Origin of the sequence: Cryobacterium sp. Hh7 (assembly GCF_004403155.1) — a bacterium.
GTDB classification, from domain to species: domain Bacteria; phylum Actinomycetota; class Actinomycetes; order Actinomycetales; family Microbacteriaceae; genus Cryobacterium; species Cryobacterium levicorallinum.
The window spans coordinates 130,301-144,012 of sequence record NZ_SOHG01000026.1; the positions used below are offsets into that span (position 1 = coordinate 130,301).

Genomic DNA, 13,712 nt, shown 5'->3' on the forward strand with positions numbered 1-13,712 from the left:
GGCCTAGGCTACTGGGTTGACTCCGCGTTTGCCCGTCAGTGCGCACTTGTAGACTGGCCGGGTGATTGATCCGGTGCTGTTACGCGAAAACCCTGACCTCTTCAAGCGTTCGCAGGGGGCCCGTGGTGACTCCGTCGAAGCGGTGGATGCCGCGCTCGCCGCCGACGCCGAACGGCGGTCCACGATCACAGCCTTCGAAGACCTGCGGGCCGCCCAGAACCTGTTCGGGAAGCGTGTCGCGGCCGCGCCCGGTGCGCAGAAGAAGGCCCTCGTCGCCGAAGCGCAGAGTCTTGCCGCCGAGGTGAAGGCAGCCGGGGTCATCGCCGGCGAGGCCGATGCCCGCTTCGCTGCCATCGTGAAAACCATCGCCAACCCCATCATCGACGGCGTTCCGGCCGGTGACGAAGCCAACTTCGTGACCCTGCGCACCCACGGCGAGGCCCCCGTGTTCGACTTCGATCCGCGCGACCACCTAGAACTCGGCGAATTGCTCGGTGCCATCGACATGCCCCGCGGCGCCAAGGTCTCCGGCACCCGCTTCTACTTTCTCAAAGGCATCGGCGCCCGCCTCGAAATCGCGCTCATGAACATGGCGCTCGACCGGGCACTCGAAGCCGGCTTCGTGCCGCTCATCACGCCCACCCTCGTGCGCCCCGAAATCATGGACGGTACCGGTTTTCTCGGCGAGCACAACGACGAGGTCTACTACCTGCCCGCCGACGACCTGTACCTCACCGGCACGAGCGAGGTCGCTCTTGCCGGCTACCACAAAGACGAGATCCTCGACCTGTCCGAGGAGCCGCTGCGCTACGCCGGCTGGAGCACCTGCTACCGCCGCGAGGCCGGTTCGGGCGGAAAAGACACCCGCGGCATCATTCGCGTGCACCAGTTCAACAAGCTCGAAATGTTCACCTATGTGCTGCCCGAGAATGCCGAAGCCGAGCACGATCGCCTCGTGGCCTTGCAGGAGGGCATGCTGCAGTCCCTCGGCCTGAGCTACCGCGTGATCGACGTCGCCGCCGGCGACCTCGGGTCGAGCGCCGCCCGCAAGTTCGACATCGAGGCGTGGGTGCCCACCCAGAACGCGTTCCGCGAGCTGACCAGCACGAGCAACTGCACCACCTACCAGGCGCGCCGGCTGGACATCCGGTATCGCACCGAATCGGGCAAGACTGCGCCGGTCGCGACCCTCAACGGCACGCTCGCCACCACCCGCTGGCTCGTCGCCATGCTCGAAACGCACCAGCAAGCGGATGGCTCGGTGCGCGTCCCCGAGGCGCTGCGCCCTTACCTCGGCGGCCTCGAGGTGCTCACGCCCCTCCCGGTGAAGGGTGCGAAGTGACCTCCGTGGTGACGACCGAGCCGTGGCTCGTCGCCCTCGACATCGACGGCACCACGATGCACGAAGACGGCTCGATCAGCCAGTCCGTGATCGACGAGGTCGCCCGGCTCGCCTTGCAGGGCCACGAGGTTATGCTCGCCACCGGGCGCTCGGCCGCGGCCGCCCTGCCGGTGCTCGACCGGCTCGGAATCTCGCCGCGCTACGTGGTCTGCTCCAACGGGGCCATCACGATGCACCGCGACGCCACCGCCCCGCTCGGCTACCGCCGAGAATGGGTGGAAACCTTCGACCCGAGCGATGTGCTCACCTCGATTCGGGCGCACCTCGGCTCGGCCCGTTTTGCGGTCGAAGACGAGCATGGCTTCTACCGCTACACCGAACCGATTCCCGATGCCACGATCGGCATGGACAGTGAACGGGTCGACTTTGACGAGCTGCTGAAACATCAGGCGACCCGCGTGGTCGTCATCTCGCCCGACCACGACATGGAGGATTTTCTCCAGGTGGTCGAGCGCATGGGGCTGAACCGGGTGAGCTATGCGATCGGGTGGACCGCCTGGCTCGATATCGCCCCCGACGGCGTCAACAAGTCAACGGCGATGGAGCGGGTGCGCGTGGCCATGGGTGTGCCGCGCGAGCGCGTGATGGCCGTCGGCGACGGACGCAACGACATTGACATGCTGCAATGGGCCGCCGAATTCGGTCGCGGCGTGGCCATGGGCGAGTCGCCCGACGACGTTCTCGCCGCCGGGTCGGAGATCACCGGCAACGTGACCAGCGATGGCCTGGCCACGGTGTTGCGCACGCTCTGACTCGCGTCCAGCCGTTTTTCAGGCACCTCTGTCAGCCTGAGCAGTCTGCCATCGGCTAGAATCGGGCCAGTTCGCCCAATTCTTCCCGGCACGGTATTTTCGTGCTGGGAATGGGCAAACCGGGAGGGCTGTCCGAGCGGCCGATGGAGCCAGTCTTGAAAACTGGTGGGCAGAAATGTCTCGTGGGTTCGAATCCCACGCCCTCCGCAGCACCAGTGAAACGCACCACCACCGGCGCACAATGATTGTCGCCTCAGGCTGACCCAAGCCCACAACCCGATGAGAGGACATGAGTGAGCGACCAACTTCGCCCCCGCAGTGCCGGTTCCAAGAACCTCAAAACTGTTGCCCGTCACGGCCGGCTCAAAAAGTCGAACGCTGCGGTTGCCGTTGCGAAATTCATTGCGGGCAGCGTGGCCGTCGTTCTGGTCAGCGGATTCTCCGTGGCCGCCATTGCCACCTACGACGTCGTGCAGAGCGCGCCACCGAGCGTGCACCTGGCCAATGAGAGCAACGGTCCGGTTCCGTCGATCGGCGCCATCGACGGGGGCGTGAACATGCTCGTCGTCGGCAGCGACAGTCGCGTCGGCCAGGAGGCCAGGTTCGGCCCGGAGGATTCCACCGGCGACCTCAACGACGTGACCATGCTGCTGCACATCTCCGAAGACCACAGCAACGCCTCGGTCATCAGCTTCCCCCGCGACATGTTCGTCGCCATCCCCTCCTGCCCAAAGGAAGACGGCAGCGGGTCGCACAGTGCAATGAGCAGCCAGAAGATCAACACTACGCTCACCTACGGCGGACTCGCCTGCACCGTGCTGACCGTCGAGAAGCTCACCGGCCTCTCCATCCCGTTTGCGGCCGAGGTGCAGTTCAGCGGCGTCATGGCCATGTCCTCCGCCGTCGGCGGCGTTCCGGTCTGCGTGGCCACCCGCATCGAAGACGAGTACACCGGAACCTTCCTCGACCCGGGAGAGCACACGCTCGAGGGCTACGAGGCGCTGCAGTTTCTGCGCACCCGCCACGGCCTCGGCGATGGTGGCGACCTCACCCGCATCAACAACCAGCAGTTGTTCATGTCGTCGCTCGTGCGCACGATCAAGAGCGCTGACACGCTCTCTGACCCGACCAAGGTGTACGCCCTGGCGAAGGCGGTCACGGCCAACATGCGCCTCTCCGACAGCCTGAGCAGTGTGACGACCCTCGCGTCCATTGCTATCGCGCTCAAGGACATCGACCTCAACCAGGTTGTCTTCGCGCAGGTGCCCACCGGCAGCACGACCGGCGGGGTGAAAGCCGTGCAGCCGGCCTTCGACAATCTGTTCGAGGCGGTTGCCGCCGACCAGCCGCTGACCCTGAGCGGAACCACCGGGCGCGGCACCGAGGCCGATCCGAACGTTCCCGTAGAAGCCGAGCCGGAACCGTCCGCGACCACCGATCCCGCGGCAACGGCCGATCCTTCGGCGACCGCCGATCCGACTGCGACCGAGGCTCCCGTCGTCACCGAAGACCCGGGCGTGGTGCTGTCGGAGTCGGTGACCGGCCAAACCGCTGGCGACTACACCTGCACCAGGGGCCGTACGCTCGAGAACCAGTAGCCGGGCCTGGGCATCCGTTTTCGGGCCGTGATTTTTCATGGTCAAAGCGGATGCCCGGGGTACGGCTAAGATGGGGGAGTGTGTTTGCGCAAGCGGACACCAAGGAGACGTCGCATAGTTCGGCTTAGTGCACCACCCTGCTAAGGTGGAGTACCCGCAAGGGTACCGAGGGTTCAAATCCCTCCGTCTCCGCAGTACAAGAAGTCCCTGATCAGCGGATTTTCGCTCCGATCGAGCACGCGTTGCCGATCGCATCACGTCGTAGGTTGTACCTTCGTCCGCGAACAGGTCGGCGAGATCTCGCTCGCGCTGTTTCGCGCGCAGGAAGGTTCGCACTTGATCATCGGCCGGGAAAACGGTGGTGGTCGCGCCCAGTTCGGCGCCCATATTGGCGATCACGTGTCGATCCATCGCGGTCGGGGCTGCGAGGCCGGGGTCGTAGAACTCGATGATCCGACTGACGCCGCCCTTGACGCCATGCCGGCGCAGCATTTCGAGGATGACGTCTTTGGCGCGGGTCCACGGCGGCAGTTGTCCGGTGAGCTTAACGCCCCAGATTTCGGGCATCCTGATGTACAAGGGCTCGCCGGCTATGGCCGGGGCTACCTCGGTGCCGCCGACGCCGATGGCCAGCATCCCGAGCGAGCCTGCGGCCGGGGTGTGGCTGTCGAAGCCGACCATCGTCTTGCCGGGGGTGCCCAAGCGCTGTATGTGCGTGGGGTGTGTCACCCCCTTGCCGGCCTTCGAAAACCACAGGACGAACCCTTGGTAGCAGGAGCGAAGAAAAGTCGCGGTCTTCCGCGTCCCAACGCCTCCAACTCCAGCATGACCAAGGTCCCGGTCGCGTCCTGGGCGAGGGTCTGGTCGATCTGCAGGCCGATTTCGGTCTCCGGCACCATCTCCCCGGAGACCAGGTGCGATGCGATAAGTTTCTGTGCAACGTTGTATGCCACGGTAAGCGCCCTTCCTCGATAGCGGTGCCCACCGACATCCGTCGGTATGAATTGGCCTCCGGGGCATGCCGCTGATCCGAGTTAGGCCACTCGTGGCGCCGGGGCTAGCCTTCTCAGAGAGAATGGACGTCCGCCATACCGGAAAGATGGGCGACTCAAGCGGACTACACCGCTACCCACTTGAGCGCATTTGAGCAGGCCTGGCGATCTTGATCATTCTGTCGACGGATGAGGTCCAGGACCGTGCGGCACTGTACGCGCTCGCACGGCGCCTGGACCTCATTTTTGAGCCGTTCGCTCGCGGCTAGTGCAGGACTCCGCAGGCAGCCGGGTCGGTTGCCTCGGCGGGGAGGGTGGGGTCCAGCTCGCTTACACCCTCGGGATCGCTGACGTTGTACGTGCCGTTGCCGTCGTGGTCGATTCCGTGGATCACGACAACACCTTCACCGTCACGGATGGCCTCGGCAATCTGTGCGGCGGTGCCGAGCCCTTCGGCTCCCGGGTAACCGGTTCCGGCCACGTCTGTGAATCTGATGTTGGTCCGGAGGTAGTTATAGGAACCGTTTTTCGAGACGGGGAACCGGGAAACGTCCAGAAAACTGGCCGGCGTAGTGTCTCCACTGGTGTTCAAGGACACCACAACGGGGCCGTACGCCGGAACACCCTCAACGGTGTTCAGTCGTCCGTCACCGTTGCTGTCCAACGCGAGCGTGGGACACTCATTCAAGGCCTGTTCGCCGTAGTGGATGTGCTGTGCGTGCGGAGCATCGGGCGTCAAACCCCTCGCGCGGATCCCGATCGCCCGGATCGTCTCGCCGCGAACGACCGCGACCGCCGTTCCAGACGCTCCTGAGCCGTTAAGCTCTGTGAGGTGGGCGGTCAGCACCGCGTTGCCGCGCACCGATTTTGGGACATGCGCTGATGCCGGCGCAGCGCCCAGTGACATGGCGATGAGCGCAGCTGCACTCGCGCCCAGCACCAGTCTGATGTTCTTCTTCACGATTCACTCCTATGTGTCCTCGCCCATCGGGACGATCCCGACGGTAAATGCGACAGCGTTGATACGTAACCCTCAGCCGAATGCCTTGGCATTATGCGAACGCACGCACGCATGCCTGCGGCGAAGAGTATCCGCAAATCGGGTTTCCGGACAGTGGTGATTGCTGACTCTGTACGCATGCTTGCGCCTGCCCCTTGCCGCTCCTCGCCGCACGGGTCTTGCCCCACCCTGCTCCGTGTCGGCCCGCGGTATCTCTGTGTGACGTCGCTGTTTATCCAGATCTCGTCATCAGAGCACCCAGCGCTGGGGAGCATGTGGTGCCACTGCAGGATCTGATGCAGCAGGCTCCCATCGACGAATTCACCCAATCCGATACCGAAGATGGTGCCGGGTAGACCGATCCCGCGGGGCTGTGCGCGCGTCCCTCCGATCGGGGTAGAGATGGTGACGAGCTTGGCGCTAACAATGGCCTTCCGATTCCACCCGTTCGTCATGGCTTCACGCTATATCCCGCGACGCCGGGGCCGAGTTCGAAGCTGTCAAGTCCTCGCGTTCGGCCCTTTTTGTTGCGTGAGTTTCAGCCGGTTGCACCGGTGTGTGAGGTACGTGCCGTTTCACGTGCGCGGACGATCTACTCAGCCAAGACTTATACCTCTAGGGGTATGGTGGAGATGCGGATCAGTAAACGAAAGGAAGTAACTCAGATGATGTGGGGTAACGGAAGTATGGGATGGTCCTGGGGGTTCGGCCTACTAGCTATTGCCGGTGTCGCCGTGCTTATTTATGTCATTGTTCGTTTTTTGTCGAACAAATCCGGAAGCGATGACACGCGATCTGCTCCGAGGCAAGCTAATTCGGCCGGTGCCAGGCAGATTCTTGAGGAGCGGTTCGCTCGGGGGGAGCTCACTGCGGAGCAGCTGCGTGATCAGCTGCGGGTGCTCGAGGAGGGCCGGTAGTGCCCGGTCTTAGTCGCCGTAGCGCCCTGATCCTCGGCGGGGTCGGGATTGCGGCCACGGCTGTGGGCGGAGCGGGTTTCTTTGTCAATCAACGGATCTCCTCGACGACGTCACCGGCTATACCGTCCGGGAGCGACCTCGTCGAGCCCCCGGAGCTACGAAGCGTCAGCGGTACTCTCACCGTTGATCTCGAGTCTTCCCCCCAACAGGTGACCATTGCTGGTCGTGATGTGCGTGCGCTGAGTTACAACGGTGGCGTGCCCGGCCCCACACTGCGCGTTCGAGCGGGAGACACCCTCAACGTCAGCCTTCGCAATGGGCTGGCAGATCCGAGCAACCTGCACGTGCACGGTCTCCATGTCTCGCCCGAGAACAACAGCGACAACATGTTCGTCACCGTCGCAGCCGGCGCCTCCTTTGATTATCAGTACGAATTGCCCGCCAATCACCCGCCGGGCGTGTACTGGTATCACCCGCACCACCATGGTTTCGTGGCCGATCAGGTATTCGGCGGGCTTTACGGCGCCATTATTGTTGAAGACCCCGACCCCATCCCGGCCAGCCGGGAACGTGTCCTCGTCATTTCCGACATCACCCTTGATTCCGCGGGAACAATTCCAGCGGCCACAGCGATGGAGAAAATGTCCGGACGCGAGGGAGACCTCGTCCTGGTCAACGGTCAGCTCACCCCCAGTATGACTTCCCGCCCTGGTGAGCGGGAACGATGGCGCATCGTAAATGCCTGCGTGTCCCGCTATCTGCGGCTGCGCCTCGACGGGCAGCAGCTGTCCCTCCTCGGAATTGACTCCGGACGGTTCGAAGCCGCGCACGACGTCGACGAGGTCGTGCTGGCCCCGGGGAACCGGGCCGACCTTCTCGTCACCGGCACGGCCGGCAGCTCCGTGCTGCGTACGCACACCTATGACCGAGGTATGTCCGGCGGAATGATGATGGGAGGCGGAAGCTCCGCTGGAGCCGACGACGTCGCGCTGGCCTCCTTTGTCGTGACCGGTGACGACGTCACGACAGTCGCCGCCATACCCGGCCAGCCCGCTCCACGAGACCTTCGCACGGCTACCGTAACCGCTCGACGCGAGTTGATCTTCGCGATGGGAATGGGCGGGGACACGGGCAGTGGCATGGGTGGAAACATGGATGGCGGAATGGGTGGAGGAGTGGGTGGGGGCATGATGTCAGCCACGATCAACGGCCAGGTATTCGATGCCACCCGGGTCGACACGACCGTGCAATTCGACAGTGTGGAGGATTGGTTGCTGACAAATACCAGCCCGCTCGATCACCCCATGCACCTGCACGTGTGGCCGATGCAGATTATCGAACAGTCAGGCCAGCCCGTCAAAACCATCATGTGGCAAGACGTCGTGAACATCCCGGCACGCAGCACCGTGCGAGTACGTATCGCGTTTGACGACTTCAGCGGACGTACCGTGTACCACTGCCACATTCTTGACCACGAAGACAGAGGAATGATGGGAGTTATCACCGCAAACTGACAGTAGCCGCAACCATCAATTCGAAAAAAATGGATTAGGAGAAATCAATGAACTACGCACACACCATCACCGTCTCGCTGCCCTACGAAGTAGCCGTCTCCAGGGTGCGGGAAGAACTAGCCAACCAAGGATTCGGCGTTCTTACCGAAATCGACGTCCACGCGACCTTCGAAACGAAACTCGGCGTGGAAAGTGCGCAGGCACTGGGCGACTACCTGATCTTGGGTGCCTGTAACCCCGCCCTCGCCGAACAGGCGCTCACTGCAGAGCCCGACATGGGCTTGCTGCTTCCGTGTAACGTCGTCATTCGACGAAGCCCGTCAGCGACTATCACCACGGTTCAAGCTATCAACCCACAAACCATGGTCCAGCTGAGCAATTCCCCGGGGATACAGAACGTTGCTGATCAAGCCGATCAGCGTCTTCTCGCCGCGCTAGCCGCTCTCCAAGGAGAAAGCAGCAGCAAGTAATACGCGGTCTAGCCCGCTGAAGCACGGCCAGAATTTTGTGGCCGTGTCAGGCGCTAGCCGCGCTGGTGGTCCGATTGGCGATCTGGCAGGCTTCACTAAAAGATGGGCCGGGTGCCGTTAGCGTCCGAGCAGCCGGGACCAGAAGGAGCCAGTCGATTTTTCTTTCACGTGCCCGGCGCATTGTTGGTTGCGTGGCACACCGCGCATGACCTGATCAATGTGCTGACCGCAGCCCGCCCACGTTGTCTTTTGGCACACTTTGCACGTTACGGCACGACACATAAGGATCTCCATTCAATTCGGTGAACTAATCATAAAATAATACACCAGGGGGTATTCTGGCCGGGTGGTGACAGGACGGGCCGCCTGTGAGCCTGCTGCGAAGCGGTTTCGCGGGGGCGCGAGGTTTAGCGGGTGGCGATACTGGCGCGCACGTCGTCCATGTTGAGGTTCTCGACGCCGGCAATGAGCTCTTCCAGGCTGGCCGCGTTCAGGGCGCCTGCTTGGGAAAAGACGAGTACGGAGTCCCGAAACGCCATCAGCGTGGGGATGGAACGGATGCCCGCGGCTGCGGCCAGTCCCTGTTCCGCTTCGGTGTCGACTTTTCCAAAGGTGATTGCGGGGTGTTTTTCAGACGCCGCGCTGAATGTCGGGGCGAAACTGCGACACGGGCCGCACCACTCGGCCCAAAAATCAACCAACACGATGGGACTCTGGGCAATGGTCGCGTCAAAGGTGGTCTCGGTGAGATCCGTAATAGCCATAAAAACAGTATATACCTACTAGGGTATTTTGCATACCGCGTGGGGTATACGCCAACTTGGCAGATATCCAGCGCGGAAACGGCCTACAAAGAGTTGATCACACACACCTGGCCGACGTATTCGGAGACCGCGTCCCATCAGATCACCTCTCGCCGGGAGCGGAACATGGCCAGAATGCAGGTGCGCCCCTGGGTGAGGTTGCCGACGGATGCCTCGGTGCGCGAGGTGACGGATCGAGCGTTGGCGAGGTCGCGGAAGGTTCAATCGGCGACGACAGCATGATGACCAGTCTTGCAGCTTCAGGCGAGTGTAGGCCCCCCGCGCTGTGGATCCCACATGCAGGGTTTTCTGGCACAGGACCTGGATATTTATAGTTTTGGGCTCCCATTTTCACACGTTTCCCACCAGATTCGCAGCAATTTGAACCCCTGAATCCCCGGTAAGCACCGGGACTCAGGGGTTTTCCCTTGCCTCGAAATCGCGCAACCTGTGAAAAGGTGCAGCCTGGTTGAGGCGCTTGGCGATCGAGGGCTGACCGGGCGATCGTGCAGCCAACCTATGCTGAACCACATGGCAACCGCAGAAGCCACCCTGCTCTGTATCATCCTGATATTTCTCGCCATCTTCCAGCTGCTGCTGATCGCAGGCCTGCCGCTCGGGCGGTTCGCCTGGGGCGGCCGGCACGAGGTGCTGCCGACGCACTTGCGCATCGGCACACCCGATGAAGTCCAGACAGCAGACGAGGACCGGACTACCGTGAAGTCATGCCAATCGGCGGATTCCGCGGCGTTGCCTTCAGTCTGATCCCGGGGCTGAACACCGCCCTGCACTACCAGCGCGCGTGGCTGATGCCTGATCTGCGCGCCGGCATCGTGCTCAGCTTCCTGCTGATCCCGGCCGGTATGGGCTACGCGGAGGCCTCCGGGCTGCCCGCGCACACCGGCCTGTACGCGACGATCGTGCCGCTGCTGGTCTACGCCGTCTTCGGCCCATCGCGCATCCTCGTGCTCGGTCCCGACTCGGCGCTCGCCCCGATCATCGCAGCGTCGATCCTGCCGTTGGCGCTCGGCAATACCGAGCGAGCGATTGCCCTCGCCGGACTCCTCGGCCTGATGGTCGGCGTCATCCTGCTCGTTGCCGGAGTGCTGCGACTCGGCTTCGTCACCGACCTGCTCTCCAAGCCGATCCGGGCCGGCTACCTCAACGCAGTTGCTTTGCTCGTGATCATTTCGCAGATTCCCAAGCTGCTCGGGTTCTCCATCGACGTTCCCGGCCCGATTCAGGGGATGGGCGCAATCATGCAGGGCGCTGCGGCGGGGAGCATCGTCGTCGCCGCGATGCTGCTTGGCCTCGCCTCCCTCGCCGTCATCGTCGGGTTGCGTTTCCTGCTCGGCGGGCGCATCCCCGGCGTGCTGATCGCGGTCGTCGCGTCCATCGTCGTCACGGCGATCTTCTCGCTGCAGAACGTGCTGCCGATTGTCGGCGCCATGCCGCAGGGGCTCCCCGCACCGGCGCTCGGCGGCCTCGTCTGGGGCGACGTGGTTTCGCTGATCGGACCGGCGCTGGGCATAGCGCTCATCGCCTTCGCTGACACCGGGGTACTCTCCCGCACGCTCGCGGCGCGCCGCGGCGACAGTGTGAACGGCAGCCAGGAGATGGCCGGACTCGGACTCGCCAATATCGGGGGCGGGTTCTTCGGCGGCTTTCCGATCTCCGCCTCCACCTCGCGCACGCCCGTCGCCGCGCAGGCAGGGGCGCGATCCCAGCTGACGAACGTCGTTGGTGCACTGATCATTGTCGTCTTCATGCTCGTTGCCCCCGGCGTAACCGGGTACCTCCCGTCGGCCACACTCAGCGCCGTGGTCATTGTGGCCGCCGCCAGCCTGGTCGATGTTTCGGGCGTCTCGCGATTGTGGCGGATCGACAAAACGGATGCCCTGCTTTCGATCGCCGCGTTCTTCGGCGTCTTTCTGGTGGGCGTTTTGCAGGGCATTCTCGTGGCGATCGGGCTGTCTCTGGTGGCGTTCGTGATCCGCGCGTGGCGTCCGTATCGGGCGGAGCTCGGGCGCATTCCGGGTGTGCGCGGGTACCATGACCGTTCCCGGCATCCGGATGCCGATCGCGTTCCCGGCATCGTCATTGTGCGTTTCGACGCCCCGCTGTTCTTTGCCAACGGGGGCATCTTTGATGACTACGTGCGCTCGGTGGTGCGGCGGGCGGAGCGGGAATCGGAGGCCGATGGCACGCCGATTCACACCGTCATCCTTGCCGCCGAGCCGATCACCGATATCGACACGACCGCCATTGACGAACTGCTCGAGCTTGACGAGTACCTCGCGTCTCGGGGGGTGACGCTCGTGCTCGCCGAGATGAAGGGGCCGGTGAAGGACCGGCTACAGGCCTTCGGACTGGGCAACCGGTTTCCACCCGAGCGGCTCGCGCCGACGGTGGGCGCCGCGGTTGATGCTGCGAGTGGGGAGCTTCGCGACGATATCGGCGGAGCGATTTGAGGTGGTCGCGGTGGCCTCCGAATCGGGGCGCTGCGACCTCACCAACGAAGTAGACCACTACATTTAGTCCCTTCGCTCGGCTCAAACTCGCGCTCGATCGCTGGCCCGTCCGACGCGCGCATGGCTCTCGCTGCAAAGCAACTACGATTTCCCTGCGAGACCAGGCCATTTCGGTTGGTCGAGCTTGCCGAGACCGCCATGAACCAGCGCGAGCAGGCCTGCGAAACCCGCCCGCTTCCGTTGGTCGAGCTTGCCGAGACCGCCATGGACTGGCCTGAGCCGTCTCGACAACGCGCGGTCGGCCCGAATGCATATTCGCACAGGCATCCAAACATTTCTGAGAAACCCTCGACTCTGGCGCATGGTTTTGGTACACTTCTTCTATGAGCCAGAGCGGCGACACCCCACAGCCGGGCCGTGTCGATCCATTCTTCGCGGCTCACGGCTACCCGCCGTCCACACCCGAAGAGCGTGCCGAGTTCGACGTGTTCTGGGCGCAGTGCCAGGCTGATTGGCGGTGTGAAATTGCCGAGGGGCTCGGAGAATTCGCCCCATATGAAGACCTCGACCTGGAACTGGTCAACCCGGCATCGGTGAGTCTGGCGGCTGACCGCCCGGAGTTGATTGACGGCCCGTCCATTCCGGTCGGCTTGGACCTGACCGAGGTGTTCGCTGCGGTGCCGCCCGAGAACGTCTTCGATGAGGACCTCCGCGAAGCGTTCCTGTATACGAACTACCTTGCGGACAATTTCCTCCCGGTCGATTTCATCCCGGACGGATGCACCGCTGACGGATGCACCGCTGGCGAGCGTCACACTGACCGTGCCGAGGCTGACCCGGCTGACGCTGACCCTGCCGACACTGACCGTGGCGAGGCTGACCCGGCTGACGCTGACCCTGCCGACACTGACCCGGCTGACCCGGACCCGGACCAACCCGGCCTGGCCCCTGGTAGTCCGGCGGACGTGCTGAGTCCGTTCCAGCGCAGGCAGGCGCAGTTCGTCGACCGGGTGCTCTACCTCGAGAAGGTGATCGCGTGGGCGCAGGCGAGTAAGGCTGAGGTCTTGACTGAGGCGTGGGATTACACCACTAACAGTGCTGAGACCGGTCGCCCGCAGGCGGGGCCGCAGCATGAGCACGACTGGGATGCGACCTTCGCCGCTCAGCAGGGCCTGGTCGCCGAAATGGCCTGTGCGCTGCGCATCCCCGCCGGCACAGCCTCCGGCCTGCTGCGGGAGAGCCGGGTGCTGGTCGAGTCCCGGCCCGAGACCCTTGATGCTCTCCGCACTGGGGAGATCTCCCTGCGGCATGCCCAGCGGCTGCTCGAACAGCTCGATTCCGTCTCCGAGCCCGCCCGGGCCGAGTTGGAGGCGGTGTTGCTGCCGCACGCGAAACGCCTCACTCCGGCGCAGTTCGATGGTAAGGCTCGCAAGCTGCGGGAGCGGTTCCACCCCGACAGCATCACCGTTCGTCGCACCCGGTGTCTGGCCGACCGCCGGGTGCAGTTCTTCCCGGATAAGGACGGCATGGCCACCCTCTGGCTGCGCGCGGCCGGAGACGACCTGCAAGGCGTCTATACCCGGGTCACCGACGCGGCGATCAGTCTGCAGGGCCCCGATGAGCCCCGCACCCTCAGCCAACTCCGCGCCGACGTCGCCATCGACCTGCTCCAGCAGGGCGTCACCGGCACAGGTCTCGGCGCCGGCCTCACCGCCAACGTCAACATCACCGTCCCCGTCCTCACCCTGATGGGTCAGAGTGAGGAACCCGCCGAGCTCGAAGGCTACGGCCCG

12 protein-coding genes, 2 tRNA genes and 1 pseudogene are annotated in these 13,712 nt (G+C 63.8%); 10 read left to right on the top strand and 5 right to left on the bottom strand.

Annotated features, from left to right (window positions below; genetic code table 11):
- The first annotated feature begins 61 nt into the window (after window positions 1–61).
- From serS to E3T43_RS09650, 5 genes are all read left to right on the top strand, one after another.
- Window positions 62–1,342 carry a serine--tRNA ligase gene (serS, locus tag E3T43_RS09630; RefSeq protein ID WP_134472287.1) on the top strand — a complete coding sequence of 427 codons (1,281 nt, stop codon included), beginning with the start codon at window positions 62–64 and terminating at the stop codon, window positions 1,340–1,342.
- Complete coding sequence (locus E3T43_RS09635; protein WP_255452965.1) at window positions 1,339–2,154, top strand: HAD family hydrolase; 816 nt, start codon at window positions 1,339–1,341, stop codon at window positions 2,152–2,154. Before serS ends, E3T43_RS09635 begins: the two co-directional genes overlap by 4 nt.
- Before the next feature lie 122 nt (window positions 2,155–2,276).
- Window positions 2,277–2,361 (top strand) — tRNA-Ser (locus E3T43_RS09640).
- Window positions 2,362–2,447: 86 nt separating this feature from the next.
- Window positions 2,448–3,752, top strand: a complete 1,305-nt coding sequence (locus tag E3T43_RS09645; protein WP_134472288.1) for an LCP family protein — start codon at window positions 2,448–2,450, stop codon at window positions 3,750–3,752.
- 103 nt (window positions 3,753–3,855) lie between these two features.
- Window positions 3,856–3,944 (top strand) — tRNA-Ser (locus E3T43_RS09650).
- A gap of 162 nt (window positions 3,945–4,106) precedes the next feature.
- Here the strand turns inward: E3T43_RS09650 and E3T43_RS09655 are convergent.
- The 4 genes and pseudogenes from E3T43_RS09655 to E3T43_RS19520 form a co-directional block, all read right to left on the bottom strand.
- Window positions 4,107–4,772 (bottom strand): annotated as a pseudogene (locus tag E3T43_RS09655) (aconitase family protein); the annotation flags it as partial.
- A gap of 237 nt (window positions 4,773–5,009) precedes the next feature.
- Window positions 5,010–5,705: a hypothetical protein gene (locus tag E3T43_RS09660; RefSeq protein ID WP_134472289.1), complete on the bottom strand. Its 696-nt coding sequence runs from the start codon at window positions 5,703–5,705 to the stop codon at window positions 5,010–5,012.
- Window positions 5,702–6,199 (bottom strand): DUF2243 domain-containing protein, encoded by a 498-nt coding sequence (locus tag E3T43_RS19725; RefSeq protein WP_134472290.1) that lies wholly within the window; start codon window positions 6,197–6,199, stop codon window positions 5,702–5,704. The genes E3T43_RS09660 and E3T43_RS19725 overlap by 4 nt, the downstream gene beginning before the upstream one ends.
- Window positions 6,200–6,630: 431 nt before the next feature.
- On the bottom strand, window positions 6,631–6,753 hold the full coding sequence (locus E3T43_RS19520; RefSeq protein ID WP_255411816.1) for a hypothetical protein: 123 nt from the start codon (window positions 6,751–6,753) through the stop codon (window positions 6,631–6,633).
- On the opposite strand from E3T43_RS19520, the gene E3T43_RS09675 reads away from it, so the two are divergent.
- Both E3T43_RS09675 and E3T43_RS09680 read left to right on the top strand, forming a co-directional pair.
- Window positions 6,709–8,175: a multicopper oxidase family protein gene (locus E3T43_RS09675; protein WP_241978905.1), complete on the top strand. Its 1,467-nt coding sequence runs from the start codon at window positions 6,709–6,711 to the stop codon at window positions 8,173–8,175. The genes E3T43_RS19520 and E3T43_RS09675 overlap by 45 nt on opposite strands.
- Before the next feature lie 47 nt (window positions 8,176–8,222).
- Window positions 8,223–8,645 (top strand): DUF302 domain-containing protein, encoded by a 423-nt coding sequence (locus E3T43_RS09680; RefSeq protein WP_092452517.1) that lies wholly within the window; start codon window positions 8,223–8,225, stop codon window positions 8,643–8,645.
- A gap of 407 nt (window positions 8,646–9,052) precedes the next feature.
- Here E3T43_RS09680 and trxA read toward each other — a convergent pair whose 3' ends face one another.
- The gene (gene trxA, locus E3T43_RS09685; protein WP_104131200.1) at window positions 9,053–9,409 is read right to left on the bottom strand and encodes a thioredoxin; all 357 of its coding nucleotides are present in this window, start codon (window positions 9,407–9,409) and stop codon (window positions 9,053–9,055) included.
- A gap of 570 nt (window positions 9,410–9,979) precedes the next feature.
- Between trxA and E3T43_RS09690 the strand changes: the two genes are divergently transcribed.
- From E3T43_RS09690 to E3T43_RS09700, 3 genes are all read left to right on the top strand, one after another.
- Window positions 9,980–10,213 (top strand): hypothetical protein, encoded by a 234-nt coding sequence (locus E3T43_RS09690; RefSeq protein WP_134472291.1) that lies wholly within the window; start codon window positions 9,980–9,982, stop codon window positions 10,211–10,213.
- Complete coding sequence (locus E3T43_RS09695) at window positions 10,174–11,919, top strand: SulP family inorganic anion transporter (RefSeq protein WP_134472292.1); 1,746 nt, start codon at window positions 10,174–10,176, stop codon at window positions 11,917–11,919. The genes E3T43_RS09690 and E3T43_RS09695 overlap by 40 nt, the downstream gene beginning before the upstream one ends.
- A 383-nt stretch (window positions 11,920–12,302) precedes the next feature.
- Window positions 12,303–13,712: DUF222 domain-containing protein (locus E3T43_RS09700; RefSeq protein WP_134472293.1), on the top strand; the 1,410-nt coding region annotated here is incomplete at its 3' end.

Excerpts from the sequence above, each read along its gene's own strand:
- E3T43_RS19725 (WP_134472290.1), bottom strand. The coding sequence starts at position 6,199 with ATGACGAACGGGTGGAATCGGAAGGCCATTGTTAGCGCCAAGCTCGTC.
- E3T43_RS09680 (WP_092452517.1), top strand. The coding sequence starts at position 8,223 with ATGAACTACGCACACACCATCACCGTCTCGCTGCCCTACGAAGTAGCC.
- trxA (WP_104131200.1), bottom strand. The coding sequence starts at position 9,409 with ATGGCTATTACGGATCTCACCGAGACCACCTTTGACGCGACCATTGCC.
- E3T43_RS09690 (WP_134472291.1), top strand. The coding sequence starts at position 9,980 with ATGGCAACCGCAGAAGCCACCCTGCTCTGTATCATCCTGATATTTCTC.
- E3T43_RS09695 (WP_134472292.1), top strand. The coding sequence starts at position 10,174 with ATGCCAATCGGCGGATTCCGCGGCGTTGCCTTCAGTCTGATCCCGGGG.